The organism is Candidatus Thiodiazotropha sp. AKAK3 (assembly GCF_058244645.1).
On the sequence record NZ_JBSYOQ010000049.1, the window covers coordinates 61,000 to 87,916 of the forward strand.

General features: G+C 47.8%; 26 protein-coding genes. 11 read left to right on the top strand and 15 right to left on the bottom strand.

Annotated features, from left to right (window positions below; genetic code table 11):
* Positions 1-181: 181 nt before the first annotated feature.
* The 3 genes from tviB (at position 182) to AC4IE7_RS10080 (ending at position 3,573) form a co-directional block, all read left to right on the top strand.
* On the top strand, positions 182-1,459 hold the full coding sequence (gene tviB / locus AC4IE7_RS10070; protein ID WP_490776705.1) for a Vi polysaccharide biosynthesis UDP-N-acetylglucosamine C-6 dehydrogenase TviB: 1,278 nt from the start codon (positions 182-184) through the stop codon (positions 1,457-1,459).
* Positions 1,456-2,490: an SDR family oxidoreductase gene (locus AC4IE7_RS10075; RefSeq protein WP_490776706.1), complete on the top strand. Its 1,035-nt coding sequence runs from the start codon at positions 1,456-1,458 to the stop codon at positions 2,488-2,490. Before tviB ends, AC4IE7_RS10075 begins: the two co-directional genes overlap by 4 nt.
* Positions 2,491-2,565: 75 nt before the next feature.
* On the top strand, positions 2,566-3,573 hold the full coding sequence (locus AC4IE7_RS10080; protein WP_490776707.1) for an NAD-dependent epimerase: 1,008 nt from the start codon (positions 2,566-2,568) through the stop codon (positions 3,571-3,573).
* A 316-nt stretch (positions 3,574-3,889) separates the two neighbouring features.
* On the opposite strand, the gene rdgC is transcribed toward AC4IE7_RS10080, so the two are convergent.
* Entirely contained in the window at positions 3,890-4,795 is a 906-nt protein-coding gene (rdgC, locus tag AC4IE7_RS10085; RefSeq protein WP_490776708.1) for a recombination-associated protein RdgC, read from the bottom strand.
* A gap of 580 nt (positions 4,796-5,375) precedes the next feature.
* Between rdgC and amrA the strand changes: the two genes are divergently transcribed.
* The 4 genes from amrA to AC4IE7_RS10105 all read left to right on the top strand — a co-directional run bounded on the left by amrA (position 5,376) and on the right by AC4IE7_RS10105 (position 7,563).
* Positions 5,376-5,957 (top strand): AmmeMemoRadiSam system protein A, encoded by a 582-nt coding sequence (amrA, locus tag AC4IE7_RS10090; RefSeq protein ID WP_490776709.1) that lies wholly within the window; start codon positions 5,376-5,378, stop codon positions 5,955-5,957.
* Positions 5,958-6,676: 719 nt separating this feature from the next.
* Positions 6,677-6,829, top strand: a complete 153-nt coding sequence (locus tag AC4IE7_RS10095) for a hypothetical protein (RefSeq protein WP_490776710.1) — start codon at positions 6,677-6,679, stop codon at positions 6,827-6,829.
* 109 nt (positions 6,830-6,938) lie between these two features.
* A complete protein-coding gene (locus tag AC4IE7_RS10100; RefSeq protein ID WP_490776711.1) occupies positions 6,939-7,133 on the top strand; it encodes a hypothetical protein in 195 nt (64 codons plus the stop codon).
* A gap of 280 nt (positions 7,134-7,413) precedes the next feature.
* Positions 7,414-7,563 carry a hypothetical protein gene (locus tag AC4IE7_RS10105; RefSeq protein WP_490776712.1) on the top strand — a complete coding sequence of 50 codons (150 nt, stop codon included), beginning with the start codon at positions 7,414-7,416 and terminating at the stop codon, positions 7,561-7,563.
* Between the two features lie 91 nt (positions 7,564-7,654).
* Here AC4IE7_RS10105 and AC4IE7_RS10110 read toward each other — a convergent pair whose 3' ends face one another.
* Positions 7,655-8,431: a pentapeptide repeat-containing protein gene (locus AC4IE7_RS10110; RefSeq protein WP_490776713.1), complete on the bottom strand. Its 777-nt coding sequence runs from the start codon at positions 8,429-8,431 to the stop codon at positions 7,655-7,657.
* A gap of 188 nt (positions 8,432-8,619) precedes the next feature.
* Here AC4IE7_RS10110 and fliK point away from each other — a divergent pair, with 188 nt between their 5' ends.
* Together fliK and AC4IE7_RS10120 are read left to right on the top strand one after the other, a co-directional pair.
* A complete protein-coding gene (fliK, locus tag AC4IE7_RS10115) occupies positions 8,620-9,825 on the top strand; it encodes a flagellar hook-length control protein FliK (protein WP_490776714.1) in 1,206 nt (401 codons plus the stop codon).
* A complete protein-coding gene (locus AC4IE7_RS10120; protein ID WP_490776715.1) occupies positions 9,822-10,112 on the top strand; it encodes an EscU/YscU/HrcU family type III secretion system export apparatus switch protein in 291 nt (96 codons plus the stop codon). Before fliK ends, AC4IE7_RS10120 begins: the two co-directional genes overlap by 4 nt.
* Before the next feature lie 286 nt (positions 10,113-10,398).
* On the opposite strand, the gene AC4IE7_RS10125 is transcribed toward AC4IE7_RS10120, so the two are convergent.
* The 10 genes from AC4IE7_RS10125 to AC4IE7_RS10170 all read right to left on the bottom strand — a co-directional run bounded on the left by AC4IE7_RS10125 (position 10,399) and on the right by AC4IE7_RS10170 (position 21,685).
* Positions 10,399-11,640, bottom strand: coding sequence for an EAL and HDOD domain-containing protein (locus AC4IE7_RS10125; RefSeq protein ID WP_490776716.1), 1,242 nt, complete (start codon positions 11,638-11,640; stop codon positions 10,399-10,401).
* A gap of 234 nt (positions 11,641-11,874) precedes the next feature.
* Positions 11,875-12,303: a flagellar export protein FliJ gene (gene fliJ / locus AC4IE7_RS10130; protein WP_490776717.1), complete on the bottom strand. Its 429-nt coding sequence runs from the start codon at positions 12,301-12,303 to the stop codon at positions 11,875-11,877.
* A gap of 14 nt (positions 12,304-12,317) precedes the next feature.
* Complete coding sequence (gene fliI / locus AC4IE7_RS10135; RefSeq protein ID WP_490776718.1) at positions 12,318-13,727, bottom strand: flagellar protein export ATPase FliI; 1,410 nt, start codon at positions 13,725-13,727, stop codon at positions 12,318-12,320.
* Entirely contained in the window at positions 13,711-14,415 is a 705-nt protein-coding gene (locus AC4IE7_RS10140; RefSeq protein ID WP_490776719.1) for a flagellar assembly protein FliH, read from the bottom strand. The genes fliI and AC4IE7_RS10140 overlap by 17 nt, the downstream gene beginning before the upstream one ends.
* Entirely contained in the window at positions 14,402-15,430 is a 1,029-nt protein-coding gene (gene fliG, locus AC4IE7_RS10145) for a flagellar motor switch protein FliG (RefSeq protein WP_490776770.1), read from the bottom strand. Before fliG ends, AC4IE7_RS10140 begins: the two co-directional genes overlap by 14 nt.
* 19 nt (positions 15,431-15,449) lie before the next feature.
* Positions 15,450-17,129, bottom strand: coding sequence for a flagellar basal-body MS-ring/collar protein FliF (gene fliF, locus AC4IE7_RS10150; protein ID WP_490776720.1), 1,680 nt, complete (start codon positions 17,127-17,129; stop codon positions 15,450-15,452).
* Positions 17,130-17,152: 23 nt separating this feature from the next.
* Positions 17,153-17,473 (bottom strand): flagellar hook-basal body complex protein FliE, encoded by a 321-nt coding sequence (fliE, locus tag AC4IE7_RS10155; protein WP_490776721.1) that lies wholly within the window; start codon positions 17,471-17,473, stop codon positions 17,153-17,155.
* Between the two features lie 55 nt (positions 17,474-17,528).
* The gene (locus AC4IE7_RS10160; RefSeq protein WP_490776722.1) at positions 17,529-18,869 is read right to left on the bottom strand and encodes a sigma-54-dependent transcriptional regulator; all 1,341 of its coding nucleotides are present in this window, start codon (positions 18,867-18,869) and stop codon (positions 17,529-17,531) included.
* On the bottom strand, positions 18,866-20,098 hold the full coding sequence (locus tag AC4IE7_RS10165; RefSeq protein ID WP_490776723.1) for a sensor histidine kinase: 1,233 nt from the start codon (positions 20,096-20,098) through the stop codon (positions 18,866-18,868). The genes AC4IE7_RS10160 and AC4IE7_RS10165 overlap by 4 nt, the downstream gene beginning before the upstream one ends.
* Positions 20,099-20,212: 114 nt before the next feature.
* Positions 20,213-21,685 carry a sigma-54 dependent transcriptional regulator gene (locus AC4IE7_RS10170; protein ID WP_490776724.1) on the bottom strand — a complete coding sequence of 491 codons (1,473 nt, stop codon included), beginning with the start codon at positions 21,683-21,685 and terminating at the stop codon, positions 20,213-20,215.
* Positions 21,686-21,968: 283 nt separating this feature from the next.
* On the opposite strand from AC4IE7_RS10170, the gene AC4IE7_RS10175 reads away from it, so the two are divergent.
* Both AC4IE7_RS10175 and AC4IE7_RS10180 read left to right on the top strand, forming a co-directional pair.
* On the top strand, positions 21,969-22,604 hold the full coding sequence (locus AC4IE7_RS10175; protein ID WP_490776725.1) for an FHA domain-containing protein: 636 nt from the start codon (positions 21,969-21,971) through the stop codon (positions 22,602-22,604).
* 11 nt (positions 22,605-22,615) lie between these two features.
* Positions 22,616-22,981: a PilZ domain-containing protein gene (locus AC4IE7_RS10180; protein ID WP_490776726.1), complete on the top strand. Its 366-nt coding sequence runs from the start codon at positions 22,616-22,618 to the stop codon at positions 22,979-22,981.
* A gap of 55 nt (positions 22,982-23,036) precedes the next feature.
* Here AC4IE7_RS10180 and radA read toward each other — a convergent pair whose 3' ends face one another.
* From radA to dnaB, 3 genes are read right to left on the bottom strand one after another with little or no spacing between them, the layout of a single operon-like run.
* A complete protein-coding gene (radA, locus tag AC4IE7_RS10185) occupies positions 23,037-24,413 on the bottom strand; it encodes a DNA repair protein RadA (protein WP_490776727.1) in 1,377 nt (458 codons plus the stop codon).
* Positions 24,413-25,510, bottom strand: a complete 1,098-nt coding sequence (gene alr, locus AC4IE7_RS10190) for an alanine racemase (RefSeq protein ID WP_490776728.1) — start codon at positions 25,508-25,510, stop codon at positions 24,413-24,415. Before alr ends, radA begins: the two co-directional genes overlap by 1 nt.
* On the bottom strand, positions 25,510-26,916 hold the full coding sequence (dnaB, locus tag AC4IE7_RS10195; protein WP_490776729.1) for a replicative DNA helicase: 1,407 nt from the start codon (positions 26,914-26,916) through the stop codon (positions 25,510-25,512). Before dnaB ends, alr begins: the two co-directional genes overlap by 1 nt.
* Between the last annotated feature and the right edge of the window lies 1 nt (position 26,917).

A 26,917-nucleotide genomic window follows, 5' to 3' on the forward strand; every position in this document is an offset into this window, starting at 1 on the left:
GTCAGTGTACACTTTCTCTACATACCTCTCACTATCACCAGGAGATACAAATTCCTCGATTTCAATGGCATGCCACGTTATCATTCATAATCCTGATCGAAAAAATTGAGATTATGCTCAATTTCAGGCGATCGGCTACCGAACGACAAATTCGCATTCTCATGGCATAAGGAATCAAAGCATGATTGATTTTGGAAAAGTACACATCGGTGTGCTTGGTCTTGGTTACGTGGGTCTGCCACTGGCAGTAGAATTTGGAAAAAAATTCCCCACAACCGGGTTGGACATCAATGAAGCTCGTGTTGAGGAGCTCAAACAGGGGAAAGACAGCTCCTTGGAGGTCGACCCTGCAGAACTGAAAGAGATTCCCCACCTCAGCTATACCAGCAATTTGGATGATCTGAAGCCATGCAATGTATTTGTTGTCACAGTTCCAACACCTATCAATGAACACAAACAACCCGACTTGAGTCCACTGGTTGGTGCCAGTCACGCCTTGGGTAAGATATTGAAACCTGGCGATATCGCCATATTTGAATCCACTGTCTATCCCGGTGCGACTGAAGAGGTTTGTGTACCTATTATGGAGGCTGACTCCGGCCTTAAATACAATCAGGACTTTTTCGTCGGCTACAGCCCGGAACGAATCAATCCAGGTGATAAGGAACATCGTCTCCCGACAATCAAGAAGGTCACATCCGGATCAACCCCTGAAGTCGCTGATTTTGTTGACGAACTCTACAAAAGCATCATCACCGCCGGTACACACAAGGCCAGCAGTATCAAAGTTGCTGAAGCTGCGAAGGTTATAGAGAACACCCAACGGGATGTGAATATCGCGCTGATTAACGAGTTGGCTCTGATTTTCAATAAATTGGGTATTGATACCCTCGAGGTACTCGAAGCTGCTGGTAGCAAGTGGAATTTCCTGCCTTTCCGTCCCGGATTGGTCGGTGGCCACTGTATTGGTGTTGACCCCTATTACCTGACCCATAAAGCCCAATCCATCGGATACCAGCCTGAGATCATCCTCGCAGGTCGTCGCCTCAACGATGGCATGGGGGCTTATATTGTTCACAGTGCCGTAAAAATGATGTTGAAACGGGGTATGTCTACCTACAATAGCAAGGTTCTGGTACTGGGCCTTACCTTCAAGGAAAACTGTCCTGATCTGCGCAATACCCGTGTTGTGGATATTGTTAGCGAATTTGAGGAATACGGGGCGAAAGTCGATGTATATGACCCCTGGGTTGACCCGGACGAAGCTGAAAAGGAGTACGGCCTGCGACCAATTCCTGAGCTGACAGATGGCGCTTATGATGCAGTTATACTCGCAGTTGCACATCGGGAGTTTCAGGAGATGGGATCAGAAAAGATTAGAGCACTCTGCTCAGAGAATGGCGTGCTTTATGACGTCAAGCATGTACTCCCAGTTGACGATGTAGACTCAAGACTATGAGCAGTGCCTATGTTTCTCTGAAAGAGAGCCTTGTAACCACCCCTTCAACCTGGCTGGTTACAGGTGTTGCCGGATTTATCGGTTCTAACCTGCTGGAAACCCTGCTGAAGCTGAACCAGAAAGTTGTCGGATTAGATAACTTTGCCACTGGACACGCTTATAATTTTGACAAGGTAAAGGCTTCGGTATCAGAGGAACAGTGGTCTGGGTTTCGTTTCATAGAGGGTGATATACGAAATCTAGAGACTTGCCACGAGGCCTGTCGTGATGTCGACTATGTTCTGCATCAGGCTGCACTGGGATCGGTACCCCGTTCATTGACCGATCCAATCACAACAAATGAGAGCAATATCAGCGGCTTTCTGAACATGTTGGTCGCCGCTCGGGATGCAGAAGTGAAGCGTTTCGTCTATGCAGCCTCAAGCTCTACATATGGTGACCACCCAGGTTTACCTAAAGAAGAGGACAAAATCGGCAATCCACTCTCACCCTATGCAGTCACTAAACTGGTTAATGAGCACTACGCTCAGGTGTTTGCCCGTTGTTATGATTTCAACACCATAGGCCTGAGATATTTCAACATATTCGGAAGACGGCAGGATCCAAATGGGGCCTATGCCGCAGTCATCCCTAAATGGGTCGCTTCAATGATTGATCAGGAAGATCTGTTCATCAATGGTGATGGTGAGACAAGCCGGGATTTCTGTTATATCGACAATGCGGTTCAGGCAAATCTTTTAGCGGCCACAGCTACAAATCCGGATGCCTGCAATCAGGTTTATAACGTGGCCGTGGGGGATCGCACCACGCTGAATCAATTGTTCACCAAAATCAGAGACATTCTTGCCCAGCGCTTTACCTATCTGAGCGATATCTCCCCGGTCTATCGAGATTTCCGCGCAGGTGATGTCAGGCACTCATTGGCAAATATTGATAAGGCCAGAGATCTTCTAGGCTACCAACCCACACACAATATCGATCAGGGTTTATCTGAAGCCATGTCCTGGTATGTCGAGGATCTGACCGACTAAAAAACCTGCTTTATCTCTCAGTGCTGCCACTGACAGTCATCTGGTTATCTGTTTTTGCCTGTAGGAAATGAAATCATGCGAGTACTCATCACCGGCGGCGCCGGCTTCATCGGATCAGCGTTGGCTTTGCGCCTATTGGAGCGTGGGGATGAGGTAATCAGCATCGATTGTCTGAACGACTACTATGATGTAGAGCTAAAAAAAGCACGACTGGCCCGCACCCAATCTCATCCCAACTTCACCGATCTGCGTCTTGAACTCGAAGACAGAGCAGGCATAGCCAATGTCTTTGCAGAGTATAAACCTCATAGGGTAGTCAACCTTGCTGCTCAGGCCGGTGTACGTTATTCGATTGAAAACCCGCTCGCCTATATCGATTCAAATTTAGTGGGATTTGGCCATATTCTGGAAGGCTGCCGTCAACATGATGTTGAACATCTGGTATACGCCTCAAGCAGCTCAGTCTATGGGGCTAACACCTCAATGCCTTTCTCTGTGCATGACAACGTCAACCACCCGGTCAGCCTCTATGCAGCTACGAAAAAAGCCAATGAATTGATGGCCCATACCTATAGCCACCTCTACCGCATACCCACAACCGGCCTACGCTTTTTCACCGTTTATGGCCCCTGGAGTCGCCCCGATATGGCGATGCTGAAGTTCGCCCATAAGATCATGCGTGGTGAGCCAATAGATGTATTCAACTATGGTAAACATCGACGTGACTTCACCTATATCGATGATATTGTCGAAGGTGTGATCAGAGTACTGGATCGTATACCCCAACCTAATCCGGAGTGGGACTCTGACCATCCTGATTCGGCCAGCAGTACCGCACCCTATCGTCTCTACAATATTGGCAACAATAAGCCTGTTGAGCTGATGCGCTATATCGAACTACTGGAGCAGAGCCTGGGCAAAAAGGCTGAATTGAATTTGCTGCCACTGCAAGACGGTGATGTCGTCGCAACTTATGCTGATGTGACCGACCTTATTGAAGATACCGGCTATAAGCCCGACACTCAGCTGGAAGATGGCGTCAACAACTTTGCGCGCTGGTTTTTGGAATACTACAACTACTGAGCAGCCTTTTGAGGCTTGCTGATCATCGATGCATGACCCCGGATATCGGGATGATCGTCAGGTAGAAGGTAGAGGATAAGAGAAGAAAAAAACAGGCGGGGGATGACCCTGGAGGCATTTGGGCCATCTATCCCCGCCAGACTAGCGCTTAACACGGAAACGACCAACCGTGAGCGTAGGAAGAGACTAAAGATTCTACTCGGGATCGACATTGACCTGAGTCAATAAACCACAAACTACATCAGGTTATTCGGTAACCTGTTGCCAAAATGTTGCACTACATCCCCTTCTAGTGTGATCCTCTACATTCAATGTTCTACTCCGCGACACCGCCAAATAGTTCGAACAGTTCCGGCAGTAGTCGTCTGAACTCCAGACTCATCAGGGTAAAATGACTATCAAATGCATCCGCTTCTGTCTCTATTTGATTATCAGCAGCCTGCTCTTGCAGTAGATCGAGGAATCTCAATCTTTTGATAGAGAGATCTGATTCAATCAGGCAGGAGATCCGTTCATCCCATTCGACAGCAAGTTTAACAACATCCTTACCCGCCTCTAAATGGGCCAAAATCTCGTCAGCCGTCAAATCCTGTCCTTTACAGCGCAAGATGCTTGCTTCATCAGATCGATCCTGAAGCTCACAGCTGTCCGAGAGAGAAAAGTTTTTGTGTTGTCCCGGACGCTTCAGCCACTCAGTCATCACATAGGTTGGCGCTGTGGCACTCTCCAGAGGTTTCACAGGCAGAGAGCCAAGTGTATCCCGTAGCAAGGTAATCAGCGCCTCTGCTTTGTTCGCACTGGATGCATCGACCAGTATCCACCCCTGTTGCTTATCGATCATGGCATATTGCCGAGTGTGTCGACTAAATGCCTGCGGTAAAAGCTGTTGAAAGATATCCTCCCGCAGTTCGGTCCTCTCCTTGCGACCTACCTTACGCCCCTCTTCCAGCTCAATTTCCGCCAGCTTCTCCTCCATGATCTCTTTGATAACCGTTGAGGGCAGCAGTTTCTCCTCCTGCCTCGCACAGATCATTTGACAACCGGCGATCTCATGCACCAGGCTATCGGCCTTTCTTCCCAGAGGGCTATCCCACCCCATGCTCATCAGATCCTGGCTACCACAGGTTTGAAAAGCCTTACCCTTCAGCTGCTCCTCCATAGCGTCCTGAGAAAGATTGAAGGGCTGCTGTAACAGATAGATCCGAAGATTCTTAAACCACATATCATTTATCCATAGGAAAATACCAAGGGGCGAATTATGTCGAACACGAGGCGACTAATCCAGAACAGCAGGCAAGAGAATCTCTCCAATCGACAAATTAGTCAGACAGTAGTGTTTCACAAACAGTTGACCTGATCGCTTGGGTAAAGAGTTAAGTTGTGGTTTTTACAAAACATTCGCGAAGAATATAAAAGAGTATGGTGAATTTGATCCACCCAGAGTGACAATCCTGAAAACAGGCTGCCCTACCAGTGATCTCTGGATCAAAAGTAGAGGCATGCATGACAAGGCCTTCAAATGACAGCATACACCTTCAATTCATTGCCACATTGCTATGCTCCGCTCCTCCAGCTCTATCAGAATCACAGCAGTGCCAATAGGCTATTCTATAGATAAAGGGTATCTTTATTGATTAAATTCTCTGTCAGAGAAACCTCTGGCAAAAGGTTTACTATATGAATATATTCCTCAGCAATACCCAGCAAGGAACGATGCGGCAATAATCGATCTAATCTGAAGATAATCATAATCTGTAACAGATTCCCTTGTATTACTGCCTGCTTCCTGTAAGGAGTGGATCATGATTACCCCAGAGCAAAATCTACTTTCAGAGAAAAGTCGTAGAGAATTGTTGGAGATTGCTGGCGCATCAATAGATTATGGCCTTACCCATCACAAATGCCTCAATCTGAAAGCAGAGGAATATACTCAAGAGTTACAAGCCAAACGGGCCAGTTTTGTTACCTTGATGATCGCCAATAAACTGAGAGGATGTATTGGCCATTTAGAAGCACAACAGGCCCTGGTGAGTGATGTGGCGGAGAACGCCTATTCAGCAGCATTTCAAGATCCCCGATTCCCGCCATTGGGTCGAAGTGAAAGAGAGAAATTGTCAATTCACATCTCAGTACTTACGCCAGCAGAGCCTATGGAATTTGAATCGGAAACTGATCTCATTGATAAAATAAGGCCAGGAAGAGATGGTTTGATCCTGATTGAAGGCGTGCGTAGAGGTACCTTCCTACCATCAGTTTGGGATCAGTTACCAGATCCTCATGACTTTTTGCACCATCTCAAAATGAAGGCAGGTTTACCCTCAGGTTACTGGTCAAATACAATGCAGGTTGAGCGTTATGAGACTGAGTCTTTTCCAATGGAGTAGTCGACTTTTGAGAAAGTAGTCAACGACATTGACCTACTGTATTTTTCACCACAAAACCGGCCATCAAACCATATAAAACAAACGGTTACTGTCCTGACTTACGACTACGACATACGATCGACAGTTAACACAGTTATCAATACGACCAGCTAATGAATACCCAGGATTAGTTAAGGGAGCTGACCAGGCTAGTTTCTCATTGTTTGCAGTAATTACATTTGATGTATCAACTCAACTTTACCGCCATCTAACGTTACCCACACCCTTACGTCTTCCGGATCTACAAATGCAATATCTGGATCTAAAGTTTCAGCACAGGAAAAATAACTTCAATTTTTCCATCATCTTCCCTACCAATCTTCGCTGTGTTCACAAACTCTATGCCTTGTTGACTCAAAAATTCTGCAGCACGTTCAATTAATCTTCGTTACTCATTTGCCTGCCTCTAATTTTAGTCATTCGACATAATTAATTGAAAATATTTTTTCTGCGTCATTCAATTGCCCCCAGATTCTATTATTTCAGGAAAAAAACAAGAGTAATAAACAGGAAATCCACCCATAATATTTTTCTGTCAGCTTGTTCTGACAGGGTTATCCCTAGTGTCAACGAGTTGATAATTCCCTTACAGTTGTAGATATAGCAATGTGTGTCTAGATTAGTTTTTTATTTATGATAGCGAATATACCCACAACGTCTCAAAATCTCTTGGCGAGGGTATGACTGCTATGATTGCCGGTATCGCCACTGCCAATCCCATACTCATTGCTGGCGGAGCAGTTGCTTATTGCGGCGCGGCTGTTTACGAAAGTCGCGACGCGATTGCCTCTGCAGCCAAGGGTGCTTGGAACTGGACTACTTCATGGTTATGATGAATACATGTTGGCGTGGTTTAAAAAACTCCTTTATCGCAGACATTCAGATGCTAATGGGTGTGGCCTGTTCTTCGGTTTTGTGGTGACTGAACGCGACACAGGGAGAATGGTCCACCGAGAAATGATGGATGCGAGACATCTCAGAATCAATAAGGCATCTAAAAAGTCTTGGTTCAAACGACTACGACTCGAGATGAAATACAATTCTAAACATTATGATGTGCAGGATGGGGCATTCAACTCCAAGGAAGCTTTCGACCACTTTCACCCCGATACGGTGGATGAAGATTCGCACCGTTAAAAAACTAATCTACTGAAACATCAAAGAACGTAACACACCAGAAACACACTGGACATCCACCCAATATTTCATATCCATGGCTATTCGTTAAGGTCTCAAGCTGCATCAATCTTGACTTGTAATGTGCTCCCCAAGAATTAGTCATTTTTTGCAAATAAACTGAATAAACTAAATGAGGGTTTTCTCATTGGGATGTAAGTAGATCTCTGCCAATATGGTTTTATTAGCAAATAACCTAGGTTGAGTTTTAAAGATACCAGAACTTACGCCAGCAGAGCCTATGAAATTTGAATCGGAAACTGATCTCATTGATAAAATCAGACCAGGAAGAGGTGATTTGAACCTGATTGAAGGCGTGCGTAGAGGTACCTTCCTGCCATCAGTTTGGGAGCAGTTGCCAGATCCTCATGACTTTTTGCACCATCTCTAAATGAAGGCCAGGTTACTATCGAATACGCTGCAGGTTGAGCGTTATGAGTCCGAGTCTTTTCCGAAGGAGTAGTCGACTCTTGAGAAAGTAGTCAGCGACATTGACCCACTGAGTTTTCACCACAAGTCCGGCCATCGAACCAAATTGCGCTATCCAGTCGGGTTCCGCTCCAAAGCACTCCATCGATGCGACTGCCACTCAAATCAGCAAATTGTAAGTTACTATTTGTTAGATCCGCATCACGAAGATCCGCACCCTGCAGGTTCGCTCCCACAAGGAGGCTATTTTGCATCTGGGCATAACGTAGATCTGCCTGTCGGATATCTGCATAACTCAAATCGACGCCATTCAGATTGGTAGCACTGAATTTCCCCTGACGCAATACAGCACTATTCATATTTGCCCCCGCCAAACTTGCAGACCCAACATCTATGCCAAGCAGAAGACAGTTTCGCCAGTTGACTCCTGGAGCTGGAGGCTGATCACATTGGGGGGTATCGATATGCTCAGGCATTCCAATCAGCAGAGAAACTACTAACACAACCCCCATGACCAGGATTGAAATTGTCAGAGGTAGTATCGGAATCCGACCTATACGTGCCCTATCCTTCTCCCTGGTCTGCGCTCGCGCTTCCACTTTAGCCATCGCATCCTTATCACCGGAATCTGCGCGCAACTGGAGGGGAACCACACTTGGCACCTGTAGAACCTGCTGCCACACTTGTTGGTCTGAGCTGATTTGATCAGTCAAATCCAAAGCACCATCCAGCAGCAGCTGCCTGACTCGTGATGCTGTTACAGGCCCAGAAATCTGTCCCTCATGCTTTACGAACCATACTTGGGGTGAATCTTTACTTTGTTTTTCCATAGCTACACTTTAGCCTGATTCTGCAGGTTCAGGTTAGTTTAGGTAATATAGTATTGTTTTTAATCGTTTTATGCCTGCTTTAAAGCATCTTATTACAGGCATACAGGGATTCATTGGTTTACCATTGAATCAAACAACATTGTCCAAGCTTGGGTATACTTTCCATAATCAATTGACCGGAAACGCTGATGCCGTTCTCGATAGCAAAAATCCTACCGCCGCTGCCCACCTCGGTAACAGCTAAATCGCTGTTAGAGACGATCCAGCCTGGACAGGTACTGCGTGGTACCGCGCTTAGTGAAACTATCAATGGCGCCATGCGATTACAAATCGGAGTGACTCAGTTGACCGCTCAAACTACCTTGAGCGTCTCTCCTGGTCAGCCTCTGCTGCTACAGGTAGAAAAAGGGGGACAACTTCCTGAGCTGCGTGTCATCACTCAACCCACACAGAAGGAATTAACCGCCTGGGCACTGAAAAACAATCTCCCCAGACAACAACCTTTACCACAGCTTTTCAAGGCTTTGGTGGAAACTCTCAGTAAACCCACGACTCAGCCCCTTCCCGAGCCAGTCAAACAAGCGGTTGCGCAGATACTGACGCGTACCCTCTCCATCGATAGTTCCAATTTCAAACCAGATATGAGTAAGGCATTACAACTAAGTGGCACTCAGACAGAACTGCAGCTGATTCGACAAACCCTGCCGAATAATGATTTAAAGCTCAATCTTTTACGATTGATCGGTTTGATAAAACCCTATATTTCTCAATCTTCTGTCTCCACAGGAAGTGGACTACCAGTGCAGGGACAAGCAGCACCCAACCTGGCACCAAAGAGTTCGTTGCAGTTGCCCATGCAGAATCTGCCATTACCTTCAACACCACAACCACCTGTTGCACCACAAGCAGTGGAGACTGATGCTACAGTCAAGCTTTTACTCGATCTTTTTAAACACATTGATGGGGCAATTGCCAGAATACAGACCAATCAACTCAGCTCACTGCCCACAGATGACTCAACACGACAGATCTGGCAGTTTGAACTGCCGATTCGAAATGGTGATGGATTTGATCTATTTCATATTAAAATCGCAAGAGATGGTCATCATGGAGCTACCAATTCCCAATCCGGGTGGCAATTAACGCTACATATGAATCTATCTCCCCTCGGCCCTATGCGCATACGCCTGCATCTCGTTGGTGAATCTATTTCCACAACCATCTGGTCTGAAATCCCGGAGACATCCACTATGGTCAGTCAACAGTTGGATAGATTGCGCAGTGGGCTTGAATCTGCTGGTCTGGAGGTCAAGAAACTGGAGGCGTTTCATGGTTCAGCCAGGAATGAATATGAACTACCCAATGATCATTCCCTATTAAACGAAAAGGTATGAACAAAGAAGAGAATCAATCAGCTGATGTTGCAGTAGCTCTGAAATATGATGGAGAGAATGCCCCTCGCCTTACGGCCAAGGGTCGAGGTGAAGTTGCAGACAAGATCTTAGCACTGGCTGAGGAACATAATGTTCCACTTCATGAAGATGTGGAACTCGCTGCTCTGCTTACCCAGATACCGCTTGGCGATGAAATACCCCAAGCGCTCTATCGAGCCGTTGCTGAGGTAATTGCCTTTTCCTATATGTTATCCGGGAAACGGCCGCCAGGTTATGAAGATAAGTGACAGGAGAGAAACATGAAAAGAGTTTTTTTTACACTGGTCATATTCGTTTTCAGTTGCCTAATCTCCACAACTGGGGTTACAGAGGAGAAACCATCTGATCAGTCGCCGAAGTCAACTGATAAGAGCTACACGACAGAGACTCAATCCAAGCAGAAACTAAGTCGCAAGTGCGCAATCTACTCTGGCATTTGTCCGATGAACAAACGAGCAGAGGTAGGGGCTTATTGCATCTGCAATACACCTTCTGGCCCCATTCATGGTGTAGTAATCCCTTAGGGAAGCCCGCTCATGTTTCTGAGAACTCTTTTCGCAGCGTCTCCACGGTTTCAAGAGCATGTACATAAATTGTATTCAATTGTTCAACAGGAAGAATTTGAGCCGCATCACTCATCCAATCACACCTTTCCAAATCGATTGCGCACTGAAGGCCTGTTCCGAAAGGCCCGGAATGAGCACGCAATGCCTCAATCATATAGTCAGGAAGGGGCATCTCTGTCAAAAGCTCCTCCATAGGCTGATTCAACATGGCATCCAGTGTTGATAAAAGACCGACTGTATAACCGCTGTCCGGTTGGCCTTTTACGAACACCTCAGTCAATGACTTGCATAGCTCAGCCCTAACAAGACTGGTTGTAATCAGTTCTGGTGATGCCCCATCAAAACCAGCCATCAAAAACAGAGTGCTCCACGCCCGCAAGCGGTTTAGCCCGACTAAAACAACCGCTTCACGAATTGAGTTTACCTTTCTAGGTAAGTTGTGTGCTGCCGAGTTCACAACCCGAAGGACTTTAAAACTTAGATTTGAATCATGCTCAATCAGTGCAGCTATCTCATCTATTTCCGCCTTGGGATCATTGATTTTGGTTATTGCCTTGAGTAGTACACTCTTGTTACTTGGACTTCGGGTAGTTTTGATTGTTTGGGGTTTGGCAAAAAAATAGCCTTGGAACAGATCAAAGCCCAATCGTTTGGCTGTCTCGAACTGCTCACGATTCTCCACTTTCTCTGCAAGCAGTTTCAGGCCAAGAGCGTGTAATTGTTTAATCTCTTCTTGATAATCATCAAGATCCAAATCGAGAATATCGACTTTTATGAAAGAACAACTGCTAAGTAGCGGATCCCAACGAGACTCGAATCGATAGTCATCCAATGCAATGGTATAACCATCTTGATGAAGTTTACGTACGCCGGCAATAACTTCCGGAGTTAACTCAAAATCTTCCAATACTTCTACTACTATCCTTGAGTTGTCGACTGGTAAATCAGGAAGATCTGTGAAGAATCGTTGGGTCATATTGATAAAGACCCGATGATCACCCACCAACCGTTGTAGACCGAATTCGAGAAAGCTATTCAGTACGGTTCGTGCAGATGCCTCATCGCCATCAAACTCTTGTTGATCATCAGCTGTTCGATAGAGCAACTCATATCCAAAGACATTTAACTGCGCGTCCAGTATGGGCTGACGGCCAATCTGCACAATCTGTGGTGGTAGTTGAGGATCAGTTTCGGTCGATACTTCACACATGATTCACAATCATACACAAGAAGTATTTTTTAAAAACCAGATTTCAACAAAATTTACAATAATCGTCTCGATTAACTACAAAAAAACAGATTTTATAACCACTTTATTGAAGAGGATAAATCAGATACCTATTCAAATGGTTAAGAATGCGATTCATTACTTGGGGCCTTTTAACACTAATCGAAACTGGAATTTTGGTAAGGATTTGTAGAGACTCATCTCTACTCAAGACTGTTATTTGTTTCTCTGGTTATGATCGTCGTTCTCTTTCTGCTCTCGGCGATCAGCAACCTTTTTTTCCTGGTCACGATAACGGCCTAATACTTTGTTCAATGCCTCTGTGCGGCTGTGTTTCTGTTTCCAATTGTCTTTGTGACTATTGTGATCAACCATGCTGCTTGCAACAACTTGTTGCTGCTGAGTAATGGCCTCATCCAATTTTGCGAGAAAGGTTCTGTATTCCTGTAATTGAGTCGCTGTCATACCCTCGCTGGCAATCTGTTGAAATCTATCAAGGTATTCCTGATGATATTGCTTCAGCTGCTTAAGTTTTGCCTCTTCCAATTCAAGGTTCTTGCGTGCTTGCCCCATACTACGAGCCGCATTCTGCTCTTTTGAGCGTGCGAATCTTTGTACAGGTTTAAGTCGCTTAGAGGGTGACATAGTTATCTACCTGGTTACTGTTCAAGAGGATTCGGCAGACTAAGTCCAGCCGGCATATCAGATTCAAGTTCAGGCTCTGCAGGAAACAGGGTTTCGAGATCTTCAAGACTCTGAGCCAAAGCCACCGGTGTATGCATATCCTGTCGCAGAAACTCATTAAGTGCAGGCATCGCCGATATAGCAATATCTATCTGTTCATCACTACCTGGTTCGTAGGCGCCAACACTTATTAAATCACGATTCTGCTGATATAGAGAGTATAGATGCTTAAATGAACGGGCGGCGTCCTGATGGCTATAGTTGGTGATGTCGTTCATCGCACGGCTGATGGAGGCCTCAATATCGATAGCAGGATAGTGTCCAGCTTCTGCCAGTTGTCTCGACAAGACAATATGCCCATCGAGAATTGCCCGTGCGGCATCGGCAATGGGGTCATTCTGGTCATCACCCTCAGTCAATACCGTGTAAAAGGCGGTGATTGAGCCTCCGCCTTTATCCCCATTCCCTGCTCTCTCAACCAGTTGTGGTAACTTTGCAAATACAGAGGGTGGATATCCTTTGGTTGCCGGTGGCTCATGTATCGCCAATGCAATTTCCCGTTGGGCTTGAGCAAACCTGGTCAAAGAGTCCATCAACAGCAGCACATGTTTGCCCTGCTCACGGAAGCTCTCAGCTATACTCGTGGCCAGCATTGCGCCATGCATCCGTCTTAATGGTGGATTATCCGCTGGTACTGCAACCACGACAGCACGTTTCAGGCCCTCCTTGCCGAGAATGTTCTCTACAAACTCTTTAACCTCACGACCACGTTCACCAATCAATCCAACAACAGTGACATCTGCATTGGTGTAGCGCGTCATCATGCCAAGCAGCACACTCTTACCCACGCCTGATCCAGCGAACAATCCCAGTCTCTGTCCTCGCCCCACACTCAATAAGGCATTGATTGCTCTGACGCCAACATCCAAGGGTTCTCGTATAGGTGTACGGGCAAGGGGGTTGAAACTGGTTCCGGTCAGTGGACGTCGCTCATCGGTGTGTAGCGGACCAAGACTATCCAGTGGCTTTCCTGCGCCATCGATCACCCTGCCAAGCAGATGCTCCCCGACTACAGCTTCACAAACACGTCCTGTCGGGATAACTCGCGCCCCCTGTTCCAGGCCATGGATATCGCCCGTTGGCATCAGATAGAGGCTGTCCTCACCAAAACCAACCACTTCAGATTCTATATGTGTGCCATTACTGCTCACTACATCGCATTGACCACCAATCACTGCACGGCAACCAATGGCCTCCAGGGTCAAGCCGACCATTCGGGTCAACCTGCCCTCGACCACCAGGCCCCGGTCATCACCCAGGCGATCCTGATAACGGCGTAAGCGCTCTGCCCATAAATTTTGCCGCTCCTCACCGAGTAATTCCATCGCCCTGATCCTCTTCCATCTGCTCATCAATGGCTCGTGCACCAGCCAATAACGGTGCAATCAGACTGGCCAGCCGGGACTCAAGGGTAGCATCGACCTGTGAGGTATCGGTGACCACTCTGCACCCTCCCCGGTTTATTACTGGATCTTCGATCAAATCCCAGCCAACTTCCGCATCTCCCAACGCATAGACTTCCCGGATCAACTCAGCATCTTCAGGATGGAGCAGGAGACGTACATTCCGAGATGAGACAGGTAGTACAGAGAGCGCTTCACGCACCACTCCTACTATCAGATTAGGGTCGCTTTTAACCTCACGCCGAACTAGCTGTTTAACAATAGCGATAACCAGTGCTAACAGCTCCTTCTCGACTTGGTTATCGAGGTTGCGCAAGGGTCGGACAAAAGTTTCAAGCAATCGATCGAGCTGGCTTGTGTAGTGATGCAAATCCTGGCGGGCCTGATTCAAGCCCTCTTTATGACCAAACTCAAACCCCTCCTGTTTGCCCTTTTCGAAACCCTCCTCATAGGCCTGTTGCTGTATCGCTTCAAGCTGCTGGGCTGTAGGCGGTGCACCGGGTGGATGTATCGTGCCTCTGCTTTGGCTTTTCTTGCCATCACCCATTTCAGGAGGTAACCACTGCCTGATATCGATTGATCCTTCATCGTCGTATTTAGACGAACTCATCACCACCGCCTCCAAGCATGATTTCACCGGCGTCCGCCAGACGGCGGGCTACTTGGAGAATCTCCTTCTGAGATGCCTCCACATCACTCAGTTTAGCTGGTGCTGCAGCTTCCAGGTCATCTTTGAGCATTTCAGCTGCACGCTTGGACATATTCTTGAAGATCTTCTCTTTGAGTGCTTCATCGGCACCACGCAACGCCAACAGAAGCTGTTCAGTACTGACTTCTCGTAGCAAGGCTTGAATACCCCGGTCATCAACATCGATGAGGTTTTCGAAGACGAACATGTTGTCCTGAAGCTCTTGGCCCAGATCAGAATCGACCTCAGTTATCTCTTCCATCAGTTTACTCTCAACCGCACCATCCAACATGTTGAGGATTTCAGCAGCAGCTTTGACGCCACCAAGGTTGGAAGACTTTACATTCGATGCTCCTGAGAACTGTTTTTCGAGTATCTCGTCGAGCTCCTGAAGGGCAACGGGCTGTATGCCATCCAGAGTTGCAATTCGCATCATGACATCGGTACGAACTCTATCTGCAAATTGACTCACCACCTGTGCTGCCTGATCCGGCTCAAGGAAAGAGAGTACAATGGCAATAATCTGGGGATGTTCCAGGCGAATCAATTCAGCAATGCCACGAGGGTCCATCCATTTAAGCTGTTCCAATCCCTTACTGTTACGGCCCAATAATATTCGGTCGATCACGCCGCCAGCCTTATCTTCACCTAAGGCATTAGTCAACATATTACGGATGTATTCATCCGAGCCCAGACCCAAAGCGGTCTCCTGCTCTAATGTTGAGACAAACTGATGCATTACGGCTTCCATCTGATCAGTGCTGACTCCTGTCAGAGAGGCCATTGCTAAACCGACATCCTGAACCTCTTTAGGCCCCATATGGCGTAAGATTTCTGCTGCATCCTTTTCACCAAGCGCCAACAAAAGAATTGCTGAGCGTTGCAGACCATTGATGTTACCCACTTCTGCCTGCTTCTCAGGTGAAGCCTGACTCATCGCTGTATTGGCAGTTTGATTATTGGCCATCTTCTGAAATCCACTTTTTAACTACCTGAGCCACGCGTTTGGGATCATCCTGAATCATATTACGCGCTGCATCTAATGTTTTTTCATAACTTTGGGGGCCTGGAAGCTGAAGAGAAGAGTCATCTTCCGACAACATACCCATCTCACCCCCCTCAACAGCCATGTTTGCCATACCGCCCTCTCCTGCTACTGCTCCGGCTGTCGCCATAGACTGAGTCATCTGGGTGGTAGCCACTTGCCTGGTTAACCTTGTCATAGTTGGCTTCAATACGCCAAAAACCAAAAGCAGGAAGAGCAGAGCACCACCAACCTGACGAACCAGATCCCAGAACCAGCTCTCCTCCCACATTGGGGCTACAGGTAGCGGTTCAATCGGCTGAGGCACAAAAAAAGCCTCATTGATCACTTGTACTCGATCACCACGCTGTATATCGAAACCTACAGCCTCTTTGACCAGGTTAGACAACCGGGTGATCTCTTCAGCAGTTCGCTCAACCGGGACAACCCCACCATCTTCACCGGCCTGATAGCGGTCGTTGACTACCACGGCTACCGAAAGCCGACGTAACCGGCTGCTGGGCAGGCGGGTATGACTGATCGTCTTATCCAGTTCGAAATTGCGCGTGGCTCGTTTACTGCTATTAACCGGAGTGCCGCCCTCCTCGCCCTCAGCCCCACCTGTCGCTACTTGAGGCGCATTTGCTGCTGCAGGAGGCTGATTGGTTAAGGCCCCGGGCACCCCTTGTATATCACTCAGTACCGATTGCTGTTCATTAATCTGTTCAGAACGAAGTGCGTTCACATCAGGATTATAGTATTCCTGAGTCTGTTCGACATAAGTGAAATCCATATCAGCAGTCACTTCAGCTCGAAGATTGTCTCGCCCTACCATTGGCGAAAGAATATCTTCAATACGTTGCTTATAGTGCTCCTCAAGCTCCCGTGTATACTCAAATTGTCGTGAAGTCAGTTGCATTTCCCGAGTATCTTTCTTGCTACTCAGCAGCCGGCCTTTCTGGTCTACAACAGTCACATGAGAGACGTCCAGTTCAGGCACGCTTGAGGCGACAAGGTGAGTAATCGCCTCCACCTGCCCCTTTTCCAGTGATCGTCCCGGATAGAGCTTGATCACTACTGAAGCACTGGGAAACTTTCTTTTACGAATAAAAACAGACTGTTTTGGCGTTGCAAGATGAACCCTGGCGCTATCAACATTCGCCATCGTCATGATTGAGCGAGCCAACTCGCCTTCGATCGCTCGCTGATAACGAGCGGTTTGAACCAGCCTGCTGGTGGAAAATCCTGTATCTTCCTGCATCAGCTCGAAACCAGTAGAGCCAGACTGCGGCAAACCCTGGCCGGCAAGTTTCATCCGCGCCTCTTGTAGACTGGAACTGGGCACCATAACAATGCCGTTGGCTTGGTCAATCTCATACTTGATGCCAGCCTGCTGCAGCGCTTGAGCAATCTCCATCGCATCTTTACTGGGTAAATTTCCGAACAGTGGACTGTAGCTTGGCTTCTGTGTCCAAAGCACAACCGCCACACCCAAGGCGACGCTTGCCGCAATGCCAACCATGACAGCAATTTGTCTAACAATGGGATTATCTTGTAAACGAGACCCAGCTTGGAGTTCGTTATTTGTATGTTCGGATGTTACAGTTGCCATTTTTAGCCTTCTTATTCAATCAGTTAGATTGGCATATTCATCACGTCTTTATACGCTTCGACCAATTTGTTCCTTACCTGAACCATGGCTTCAAAGGAGAGACTCGATTTTTGAGCAGCTATCATCACCTGTGCCAAATCCATCTCCCCCTGACCACTATCAAAGGCAGTACGCAAAGCACTCGCTTCCTGCTGGATGGAATTGACATGATCAATCGACTGCTTCAGCAGCGCGGAAAAATCAGCGCCCGAACTCTTGGGAGACTCCTGAGCATTATCCGCAGCTTGTGACGACATCACTCGCATCTGAGCAAGTACTTGTTCAATGTTCATGTTGTTATTCATAACTTATGCTCCGTTATGTCACTGTTTATATGATCTATGCAGAATTCACACCAGCTCACCCTGGTATGGCTACACCGGCATCCCGCATACGAGCGATCTTGTAACGCAGGGTACGTTCACTGATACCTAACCTGCTGGCGACATGTTTTCGGCTTACAGCACCCTTCCCCAAGGCATCGAGAATCATCTGTTCCTCGACAGATCTCAAATCTTCAGGAAGCTTGCCAACGTTCGATGCTACTACTGTCTCTTCCGGTTTAGAGTTTGATGAAGTTGATTCAAAGCAGAGATCTGCCACATCAATCATGCCACTGCTATTGAGAATCAGCGCCCGCTGCATGAGATTGTCCAGCTCCCTAACGTTGCCTGGCCAAGCGTGCTCAAGTAACTGTTGTTCAGCTGCATCGGTAAATTTTGGAAGCGTCTGACCAGAGCGCAAACTGTGTTGCAGCAGGTGATGTGCAAGTGGCAGGATATCCCGCTGACGCTCACGCAGTGGCGGCAGAGTCAGGGGAAATACATTGAGACGATAATAGAGGTCTTCACGAAAACGTCCTGCAGAAACCTCTTCACGAAGCTTGCGATTGGTGGTCGCCAATACGCGCACATCCAATTCTATCAACTTGCGTCCACCAAGACGCTCCAACTCCTTTTCCTGTAAGACCCGAAGTAGCTTGGCCTGCAAAGCGAGACTCATTTCTGAGATTTCGTCTAACAGCAGTGTTCCCCCCTGCGCCTGTTCGAACTTACCTGCAGTAGCCTGATAGGCACCGGTAAAGGCCCCTTTCTCATAGCCGAAAAGAACGGCCTCAAGCATATTTTCAGGAATTGCTGCACAGTTGATGGCGATGAATGGACCACTGTTACGGGGAGAATGTTGATGAATATATCGTGCGAACACCTCCTTACCCGTACCACTCTCCCCATTCAGCAATACCGTTGCTTCACTCAACGCAACTCTGCGAGCCAATTCCAGAACTTCATGACTGCGAACATCTTCTACCACAGGTCCGCCACTGGAGGGTTCAATAACAGGCTGGATGTTTGCAGCAACCTTACTGACCAGAACTTCTGCTTCAAAAGGTTTCACCAGATAATCAACAGCACCGTCATGCATTGCCATTACTGCCTTTTCAATGCTGCCATATGCAGTCATCAGTAATACCGGTAGTTCAGGATAAGCGTGCCTTATTTCACGTAGTAATGTGTGGCCATCCATGGGTTGCATCTGCACATCACTGACAATCATACCGATGGACTCACGCTGTAAAATCTCGAGGGCTGATCGTCCCCCCTCAGCTGTACACACTGGATAACCAGAGAGCTCAAGGGTGTCACTAAGCGCTTCCCGCAGATCGGGATCATCTTCAACTATCAGCACCGTCGCTTGACTCATGACAGGCTCCTTCTTTGTTCAACGCCAACTGTCGTTTGTTGATTGGTAAACAGAGGCGTTGATATCTGTTCTGAACTATCCGCTGCACTGGGAAATCGCATTTGAAACAGGGCGCCACCTGAGTTTGAATGAGTGGCTATGATCTCGCCCCCATGGTTGAGTACGAGATTCTGTACAACCGCCAACCCCAGTCCGGTGCCACCACTACGTGTAGTGAAAAAAGGATCGAAAATACGTGCTAACAATTCATCCTCAATACCCAGGCCGTTGTCAGCAATTTCAAGTTCGATCTCATCACCCAGTTTGAGGGTTATCTGCACAAGCTTCGCCCCTTGCTGAATCGCGTTTTCCAATAAATTACCCAACAAGCCCAGCAGGGCATCTTCACGTCCCAGCATGATTGCCCGGCCATGACTCTGATCATCAATTTCGAGAGTAACGCCAGAGTTGTGTAATTCCTGATCCACAGTTGACGAAAAAGTCTGCAGTAGATGACTCACCAATATTTGGGACTCACCGGCATCTTCACCTCGTGCAAACATCAGGATGTCGTGAATTTGACGCTCCATATGTTGCAAACGATCTCGTAACTTTGCAGTAAATTGTTGGCGTTTGTGTGGGTTTAAATCTTCATTTGCAAGATGGGAGACATAGAGGAGCGCGCTACTCAGCGGCGTGCGCATCTGGTGAGCAAGTTGCGCTGACATTTCACCCATGGCGGTCAAACGTTCCCGTCGATTGAGTCGCTCCTGCAGCTTCCTTGTTTCCGTAATATCAACTAGAACCAGGATATGGCCAGGTGCCTGCTCCAAACGACTCGATGAGAGTGTCAACAAATGGCCATTAAGTAACTTCAGCTCATTACCCTTGATCACACCCCCAAGTGCCCGTTGACGAACTATCTCAGACCACTGATCCAGAGGTTTTATCCTGCCTAAAAGCCTCTCTGCTGCCGGATTATATTCACGAACACGCTCCTCACCATCAAGAACAATAACAGCTGCAGGCAGTGTCTCGAGTAACCGCTCCAAACGGTCGGCCAGACGCTCTTTCTCGGCCAACTGAACCATACGTTCACTTCTGGCTGCAGCCAGTTCCTGACTGAGTTCCAACACTTGGGATTGAAGCTGCTGATAGGATCCAGTCAGCTCTTCAGAGAGTTGATTAAATAGATTGAAGGCCGCCTCAAGGGCGTGTTGTCGATCAGCAAGTGATGTTTTCGGTGACACGTCATTAGCCTCATTCGTCAGTCTTCATTCCTCACTGACGATGTTCGCAAAATACGTGCCTAAATTATTTATCCTTTACTATCAACTGGTTACTGTTCTTGTATATGGACAACGTCAAATTCCCGTCGACTCTGTTTGACGCTGCAGACCATATTTACGTAATTTTTCCACCAGTGTGGTTCGTCGCATATGCAGTCGTTTTGCAGCATGAGCGACAATTCCATCGGACTCCTCAAGAGCCTGCTGGATCAAGCTCTGCTCCAAAGAGTTAAGATGTGCCTTCAGATCAATGCCATCATTAGGCAGTCGTGGTGCATTCAATGTGGTTCCCGGTTCATCACCCTGGAGAGTAACTTGTGGTAACTGGGTGGTGTCCATCAAGTCAACCGCAGGTCGAAACTTCTCAGGAAGCTCACCCACATCAACGACACCATAGGGATAGAGAATAGCCAAACGTTCTATCAGGTTAGCTAGCTCTCTGACATTACCCGGCCATCGGTAATGACTCAAGGCAGCGACAGCCGCTGGTGTAAGCCTGACTGAACCACGCTTTTCGTTTTCAATCCGATGGATCAGGTCATTCACCAAGACAGGAATATCCTCCACCCGTTCTCTGAGTGGTGGCATTTCAATCGGAAATACATTCAGGCGATAGTAGAGGTCTTCACGAAAATCCCCTGTTTTTATAGCTGCTTCCAAGTTTCGGTGGGTTGCGGCGATGATGCGTACATTACAGGGAATAGTCTTATTGCTGCCAACACGTTCAAAAGTCCGCTCCTGCAGGACTCTGAGGAGCTTCACCTGCATCGGCATGCTCATATCACCGATTTCATCGAGAAAAAGGGTGCCGCCCTCTGCCATTTCGAATCGCCCTTGCCGAGCGCTGATTGCACCGGTAAACGCACCTTTTTCGTGCCCGAACAGCTCGCTCTCTAAAAGATCTCCTGGAATGGCGCCACAATTTACCGGGACAAAAGGCTTACCTCTTCGTACAGAGTGAAAATGGAGTTTACGTGCCACCACTTCCTTACCTGTGCCTGACTCGCCAAGAATAAGCACAGTCGCCTCGGAGTCAGCGACCTGTTCAATCATCTTATTGACCTGTCGCGTTGCTCTGCTGCTGCCTGATAAACTTCGAAACAGCTCAACTGGTCGGCTGTTTCCACCCTCAGGATTCTTTAACTCTTGAAAGACCTGGGCTTTATGGGCCAGTGTCATGAGGTCGTCATAGAGCGTAGGCAGTTTAAAATTACCTATGACATTATCGAATCCTTCAAATGATTCAGGACTCCCCTGCTGCTGATCGTAAATTTGAAAAACAGGAAGGCTGGGGTGACTCTCAGAGAGACCCTTAACAATCGTCAACCGTTCATTGCGACTTAGCCCAATCCCCAACATTACCGCCACACAGGTGGCCCCGCCTTGATTACTGGTATCAAGCAGAGAAAGATCATTGATTACCACAACCTCTCCTTCGACAAAACTCAGGATATGTTGCAGATAATTTTGACGCTCCGCGTCTTGATCAAAAAGGTAAATACAGAGATTAGGAAACACTGAACCGTCTTTGTCAGAACTATGCCCCATTCAACAGGCCCTATTGCGGTATGAATTCCGTAGGAATGGTGCGAAGTTAAGCAGCATTTTTGTAAAATGTCAAAATTACGACGATCCAAGATTTTAATTAAACATTCGCAAATAACATATTGTTATTCAATAAGGTTAGCAGATAATCGCCCAAGCATCGGTTTGGTTGATTCGTAATCGTTTAATTCCTTGGCTGACGTTTATAAAGTGACATTTATAGTGTTTTACTAATAAAACTAGATATATACTTGGGTTTATACAGGTTGTATCTAAAAAAAGCTCCATGCCAAAACTGACACTCTCATTCAAAGGTCGAGTTATCGACGTTTTTCATTTACAGCCCGGATCGACAGATATTGGTCGGGATTCGGACTGTGCCGTTGCTATTGATAGTCTGGCTATCGCCCCACTTCAGGCCACGATTATTGATGATGGCAGCGACTATCGACTAAAAGCTCGTGATGATGACTTCCCTGTGCTTGTGAATCATGAACAGACAGAGGAGATCAATCTACATCATGGTGATGTCATACAAATAGGCAAGCATACCCTGGCATTTGCTGAAGATGTCATGGAGCTAGGTGCCGATCTAAGCCAATCTCCAGCAACAGAATCAGCTGAGCCGGAAAACGAAGAGCCTGAGGAAGCGGATGATACCCCTTCGTCAGGAGTCTTACAGATCGTCAATGGCGACAATTTTGGCCGCATTATACCGTTAAAGCGCAATATGACCCGTATCGGTCACACTGGAGGCGACTGTGCCATGATTGCCCGTCGGGAAGAAGGCTACTATATCACCTTCCTGGAAGGCCCTAATCCGCCAACGATAAACCAGCAACCGATTGCCGATAAGGGTCAATTGCTCAACGACGGGGATTTGATCGAGGTTGGGGGAACACAAATGCAGTTTCACACATAACCTGAATCGCCATGAGCAATATTGAAACTAAAGAACGCCGACGCTTCCATAGAATCATTTTCGATGCACCTGCAACCATTGAAGCAAGCAGTGGCAACTACAAAACCACACTACTCGACATCTCATTAAAAGGGGCGCTGGTTAATATCCCGGAAGAATGGCAGCCTCAGGTGGATGATGAAGTCACATTGAAGATCATGCTTGATGATGGTGAGAGTATCTCGATGCTGACCACCTGTGCACATGTGGAAGATGGACAGCTTGGCCTGCTTTGTAAAGAGATTGATATGATCAGTATCTCTCTGCTGCGACGCCTTGTTGAGTTAAATATCAGCGACGACATTCTACTGCAGCGCGATCTCGAAGCTTTAGGTTAGGAACTGTTGCAACGGCTCTTAAAAGCCTAAAGAATCTCTAGTGTGGTGCGTCATACTAGTAAGCAATCTCCAATACCTCAGCAAGGGTTTCCACAGGAATCACTTCCAGTCCTTCAATCTGCTGCTTTGGGGTGTTCGCCTTAGGCACTACGGCTCGTTTGAAACCATGTTTTGAAGCCTCACGCAGCCTTTCCGGGCCATTCGGAACAGGCCTGATCTCCCCAGTCAAGCCCAGTTCACCAAAAACCACCAGCCCATGATCCAGAGGACGATTACGAAAACTTGAGAGTGCTGCCATCAATACAGCCAAATCCGATGCAGTTTCAGTTATCCGCACCCCCCCCACCACATTCACATAGACATCCTGATCAAACATAGCGATGCCACCATGGCGATGCAGAACCGCTAGCAGCATTGAGAGTCTATTCTGCTCCAGGCCCAGCGTAATCCGCCTCGGGTTGGCCAATGGACTCTCATCCACCAGTGCCTGAACCTCTACAAGTAGCGGGCGAGTACCCTCTCTGGTCACCAGGATCACACTACCCGGCACCTTCTCTGCCTGTCGTGACAGAAAAATGGCGGAGGGATTACTGACCTCTTTGAGCCCTTTATCCGTCATTGCGAACATACCGAGCTCATTCACTGCACCAAATCGATTCTTGATAGTACGTATCAGACGAAACTGACTGCCAGCCTCCCCTTCAAAATAGAGCACAGTATCAACCATGTGTTCCAGAACCCTGGGACCAGCAAGATTTCCCTCCTTGGTAACATGCCCAACCAGAAACAGTGCAGTGCCACTGCGTTTGGCAAAATGAACCAGCTGTGCGGTAGCCTCTCGTACTTGGGAGACTGAACCTGGCGCTGATTGCAGGAGTTCGGTATACATGGTCTGAATCGAATCCAGCACCATTACCTGTGGCGATTCCCGTTCCGCTATGGCAATAATCCTTTCCACACAGGTTTCCGGCAACAGTTTTAATTTATCCACCACCAGACCCAAGCGAGTCGCTCGCATTGAGATCTGCCTGGGCGACTCCTCACCGGAGACATAGAGGGAACGCAATCCGCTAGATAGTCTAGCCAGAGTTTGAATCAGCAAGGTCGATTTACCGATCCCCGGATCTCCACCGATCAGAACAACTGAACCTTCTACCAGACCTCCACCGAGAACTCTGTCGAGTTCTGAACTGTCAGTAGTGGTTCGGGCTTCACGCTCAATTCCAACATCGGTAAGCGCAAGCACCTGTTGTCCGCCGGTTCCGGCATAACCGGCATACCTACCTTGGCTGGCCTTAGATACCGACAGACTCTCTTCCAATGAATTCCAGGAGTGGCACTCGGAGCACTGTCCTGACCATTTAGGAAAACTGGCACCACAATCGCGGCAAACATAGTTCGTTTTTGCAGCTTTTTTACTCCCTTGAGCCATTATTTCTTCACTTCTCCAAGATTGAGGTCTACAAACGAGACTCTCTGCTTAACGCCACACAACAGTTCATAAGCGATTGTTCCCGCTTTATGGGCAATCTCATCCACCGGCAGACCCTTACCCCAAAGAATTACTTCATCTCCTATCTCTATTTCAGGCAGCTTTCTTGCATCCACACTAATCATATCCATCGACACACGACCAACTATTGGCAGGCGAATCCCATTCACAAGTACGGGTGTACCGGATGGGACGTGACGAGGGTAACCATCACCATAACCGACAGCAACAACAGCCACCGGCATCGTTTCGGGACAGATATAGCTACCACCATAACCGATTGGTTCACCTGCCTGGCAAGTTTTAACTGCTATTACCTGGCTGCACAGGGTCATCACCGGACGTAAACCATGTTCTGCAGCTGTGGCGTTGGTAAAGGGTGAAGCGCCATACAGCATGATACCGGGACGAACCCAGTCAGCATGGCTCGCTGGTGAGCCCAGAATAGCCGCAGAATTGGCTATCGAAGTAGCCTTGAAGGGTGTTGAATCGATACTGAAAAGACGCTCACACTGTATTGCTGTCAGAGGATCATCAGGATCATCCGCATTGGCTAAATGTGTCATCAGGTTGATTTGATCAACTACAGAGTGATCTTTTAGCTGACGGGCTATCTGTGGGATTTCAGTGGCTTCGAAACCAAGCCTGTGCATGCCGGTATCAACCTTCAACCAGACATTCAACAACCCCGATTCTGATCGGCTGCTGGGTAGTTCAGCCAACTGCTGCCGATGATGCAGAACCACTTCGATATCGGCATCGATAGCCTGTTCAAAATCTCTGCGGGTAGCGCAGGCAGAGAGAACCAGCAGTGGATTCTCAATACCGTTTTTTCTTAGAAAAAGCGCCTCATCGAGCCGCGCGATGGCAAATCCGTCCGCTTCCCTGAGGCATTTAGCGACCCGTAGCAGACCATGCCCATAGCCGTCTGCTTTGATCACTGCCCAAACGCTACTACCCTCCGCGGCTTGACGAGCCTGCTTTAAATTGTGACGCAGAGCGGCATGATCAATTAAAGCCCGCGGAGCAACCCCCATCAATAGCCCTCATCACCGTAGATATCTTCCGTATAATTCTCAAATTTGGTGTATTTACCAAGGAAAGTCAGGCGGGTGGTACCAATCGGGCCATTACGTTGCTTACCGATAATGATCTCAGCTATACCCTTATCTGGACTATCTTCGTTATAGACTTCATCACGATAGATGAACACGATTAAATCCGCATCCTGCTCAATTGCGCCCGATTCACGCAGGTCCGACATAATCGGTCGTTTGTTGGTGCGCTGCTCAAGGCTGCGGTTAAGCTGAGAGAGTGCAATCACAGGAACATCCAGCTCTTTCGCCAGAGCCTTCAACGACCTGGATATTGCAGAGATCTCATTAGTACGGTTATCCCCTTCCCCTGGCGCCTGCATCAATTGCAGGTAGTCGATAACTATCAAACCCAAATCGTCATGCTCACGTTTCAATCGTCGGGCACGGGCACGGACCTCTGTAGGTGAGAGGGCTGGTGTATCATCGATATAGAGTTTGGTTTCCGCCAGCATACTCACAGCTGAAGAGAGTCTGGGCCACTCCTCATCCTCCAGCTTACCGGTACGAACTCTCAACTGGTCAATACGTCCCAGTGAGGACATCATACGCATTGCCAAGGAGTCACCAGGCATCTCCATGCTGTAGACTGCAACAGCTTTACCCGCTTTTATAGCGACATTCTCAGCTATGTTCATTGCAAAGGTGGTTTTACCCATAGATGGGCGCCCTGCAACGATAATCAGATCTGCATGTTGCAACCCCGAAGTCATCTGATCAAAATCTGAGAAGCCGGTACTGATACCTGTAATCGGTTCATCCTGCTGAAACAGGGTCTCTATGCGGTCGACTGCCTGGGTCAGCAGGGACCTGATTGGTGTAAACCCACCCTTTCCTTTGCTGGTCTGTTCGGCAATCTCGAATACTTTACGTTCAGCTACATCGAGTAACTCCTCAGCCTTGCGTCCCTGGGGATGAAACGCACTGTCGGTAATATCTGTACCTACAGAGATCAGCTGTCTCATGACAGAATATTCACGCACGATACCGGCATAGGATTTGATATTTGCCGCGCTGGGTGTCTCTTCCGCCAGTCTAACCAGGTAAGGCAGACCACCACCATCCTCAAGCGATTCCTTGCGTTCAAGATGTTCCGCAAGGGTCACTACATCGAAAGGTTGACTATCCTCAGCCTGTGCAGCGATCGCATTGAAGATCAATCTGTGCTCTTTCCGATAGAAGTCACTCTCAACAACCAAATCGGCGACTTTGTCCCAGCTGGCATTATCCAGCATCAAACCGCCGATCACCGACTGTTCTGCCTGATTTGAGTGCGGAGGCACTTTGATGGCACGCTGTTCAATTTCTGGATAGGCAGCTATCTCTTCAGGATAGGCGGGATCTGACATC

Excerpts from the sequence above, each read along its gene's own strand:
- tviB (WP_490776705.1), top strand. The coding sequence starts at position 182 with ATGATTGATTTTGGAAAAGTACACATCGGTGTGCTTGGTCTTGGTTAC.
- AC4IE7_RS10075 (WP_490776706.1), top strand. The coding sequence starts at position 1,456 with ATGAGCAGTGCCTATGTTTCTCTGAAAGAGAGCCTTGTAACCACCCCT.
- AC4IE7_RS10080 (WP_490776707.1), top strand. The coding sequence starts at position 2,566 with ATGCGAGTACTCATCACCGGCGGCGCCGGCTTCATCGGATCAGCGTTG.
- rdgC (WP_490776708.1), bottom strand. The coding sequence starts at position 4,795 with ATGTGGTTTAAGAATCTTCGGATCTATCTGTTACAGCAGCCCTTCAAT.
- amrA (WP_490776709.1), top strand. The coding sequence starts at position 5,376 with ATGATTACCCCAGAGCAAAATCTACTTTCAGAGAAAAGTCGTAGAGAA.
- AC4IE7_RS10095 (WP_490776710.1), top strand. The coding sequence starts at position 6,677 with ATGACTGCTATGATTGCCGGTATCGCCACTGCCAATCCCATACTCATT.
- AC4IE7_RS10100 (WP_490776711.1), top strand. The coding sequence starts at position 6,939 with ATGGTCCACCGAGAAATGATGGATGCGAGACATCTCAGAATCAATAAG.
- AC4IE7_RS10105 (WP_490776712.1), top strand. The coding sequence starts at position 7,414 with ATGAAATTTGAATCGGAAACTGATCTCATTGATAAAATCAGACCAGGA.
- AC4IE7_RS10110 (WP_490776713.1), bottom strand. The coding sequence starts at position 8,431 with ATGGAAAAACAAAGTAAAGATTCACCCCAAGTATGGTTCGTAAAGCAT.
- fliK (WP_490776714.1), top strand. The coding sequence starts at position 8,620 with ATGCCGTTCTCGATAGCAAAAATCCTACCGCCGCTGCCCACCTCGGTA.
- AC4IE7_RS10120 (WP_490776715.1), top strand. The coding sequence starts at position 9,822 with ATGAACAAAGAAGAGAATCAATCAGCTGATGTTGCAGTAGCTCTGAAA.
- AC4IE7_RS10125 (WP_490776716.1), bottom strand. The coding sequence starts at position 11,640 with ATGTGTGAAGTATCGACCGAAACTGATCCTCAACTACCACCACAGATT.
- fliJ (WP_490776717.1), bottom strand. The coding sequence starts at position 12,303 with ATGTCACCCTCTAAGCGACTTAAACCTGTACAAAGATTCGCACGCTCA.
- fliI (WP_490776718.1), bottom strand. The coding sequence starts at position 13,727 with ATGGAATTACTCGGTGAGGAGCGGCAAAATTTATGGGCAGAGCGCTTA.
- AC4IE7_RS10140 (WP_490776719.1), bottom strand. The coding sequence starts at position 14,415 with ATGAGTTCGTCTAAATACGACGATGAAGGATCAATCGATATCAGGCAG.
- fliG (WP_490776770.1), bottom strand. The coding sequence starts at position 15,430 with ATGAGTCAGGCTTCACCTGAGAAGCAGGCAGAAGTGGGTAACATCAAT.
- fliF (WP_490776720.1), bottom strand. The coding sequence starts at position 17,129 with ATGGCAACTGTAACATCCGAACATACAAATAACGAACTCCAAGCTGGG.
- fliE (WP_490776721.1), bottom strand. The coding sequence starts at position 17,473 with ATGAATAACAACATGAACATTGAACAAGTACTTGCTCAGATGCGAGTG.
- AC4IE7_RS10160 (WP_490776722.1), bottom strand. The coding sequence starts at position 18,869 with ATGAGTCAAGCGACGGTGCTGATAGTTGAAGATGATCCCGATCTGCGG.
- AC4IE7_RS10170 (WP_490776724.1), bottom strand. The coding sequence starts at position 21,685 with ATGGGGCATAGTTCTGACAAAGACGGTTCAGTGTTTCCTAATCTCTGT.
- AC4IE7_RS10175 (WP_490776725.1), top strand. The coding sequence starts at position 21,969 with ATGCCAAAACTGACACTCTCATTCAAAGGTCGAGTTATCGACGTTTTT.
- AC4IE7_RS10180 (WP_490776726.1), top strand. The coding sequence starts at position 22,616 with ATGAGCAATATTGAAACTAAAGAACGCCGACGCTTCCATAGAATCATT.
- radA (WP_490776727.1), bottom strand. The coding sequence starts at position 24,413 with ATGGCTCAAGGGAGTAAAAAAGCTGCAAAAACGAACTATGTTTGCCGC.
- alr (WP_490776728.1), bottom strand. The coding sequence starts at position 25,510 with ATGGGGGTTGCTCCGCGGGCTTTAATTGATCATGCCGCTCTGCGTCAC.
- dnaB (WP_490776729.1), bottom strand. The coding sequence starts at position 26,916 with ATGTCAGATCCCGCCTATCCTGAAGAGATAGCTGCCTATCCAGAAATT.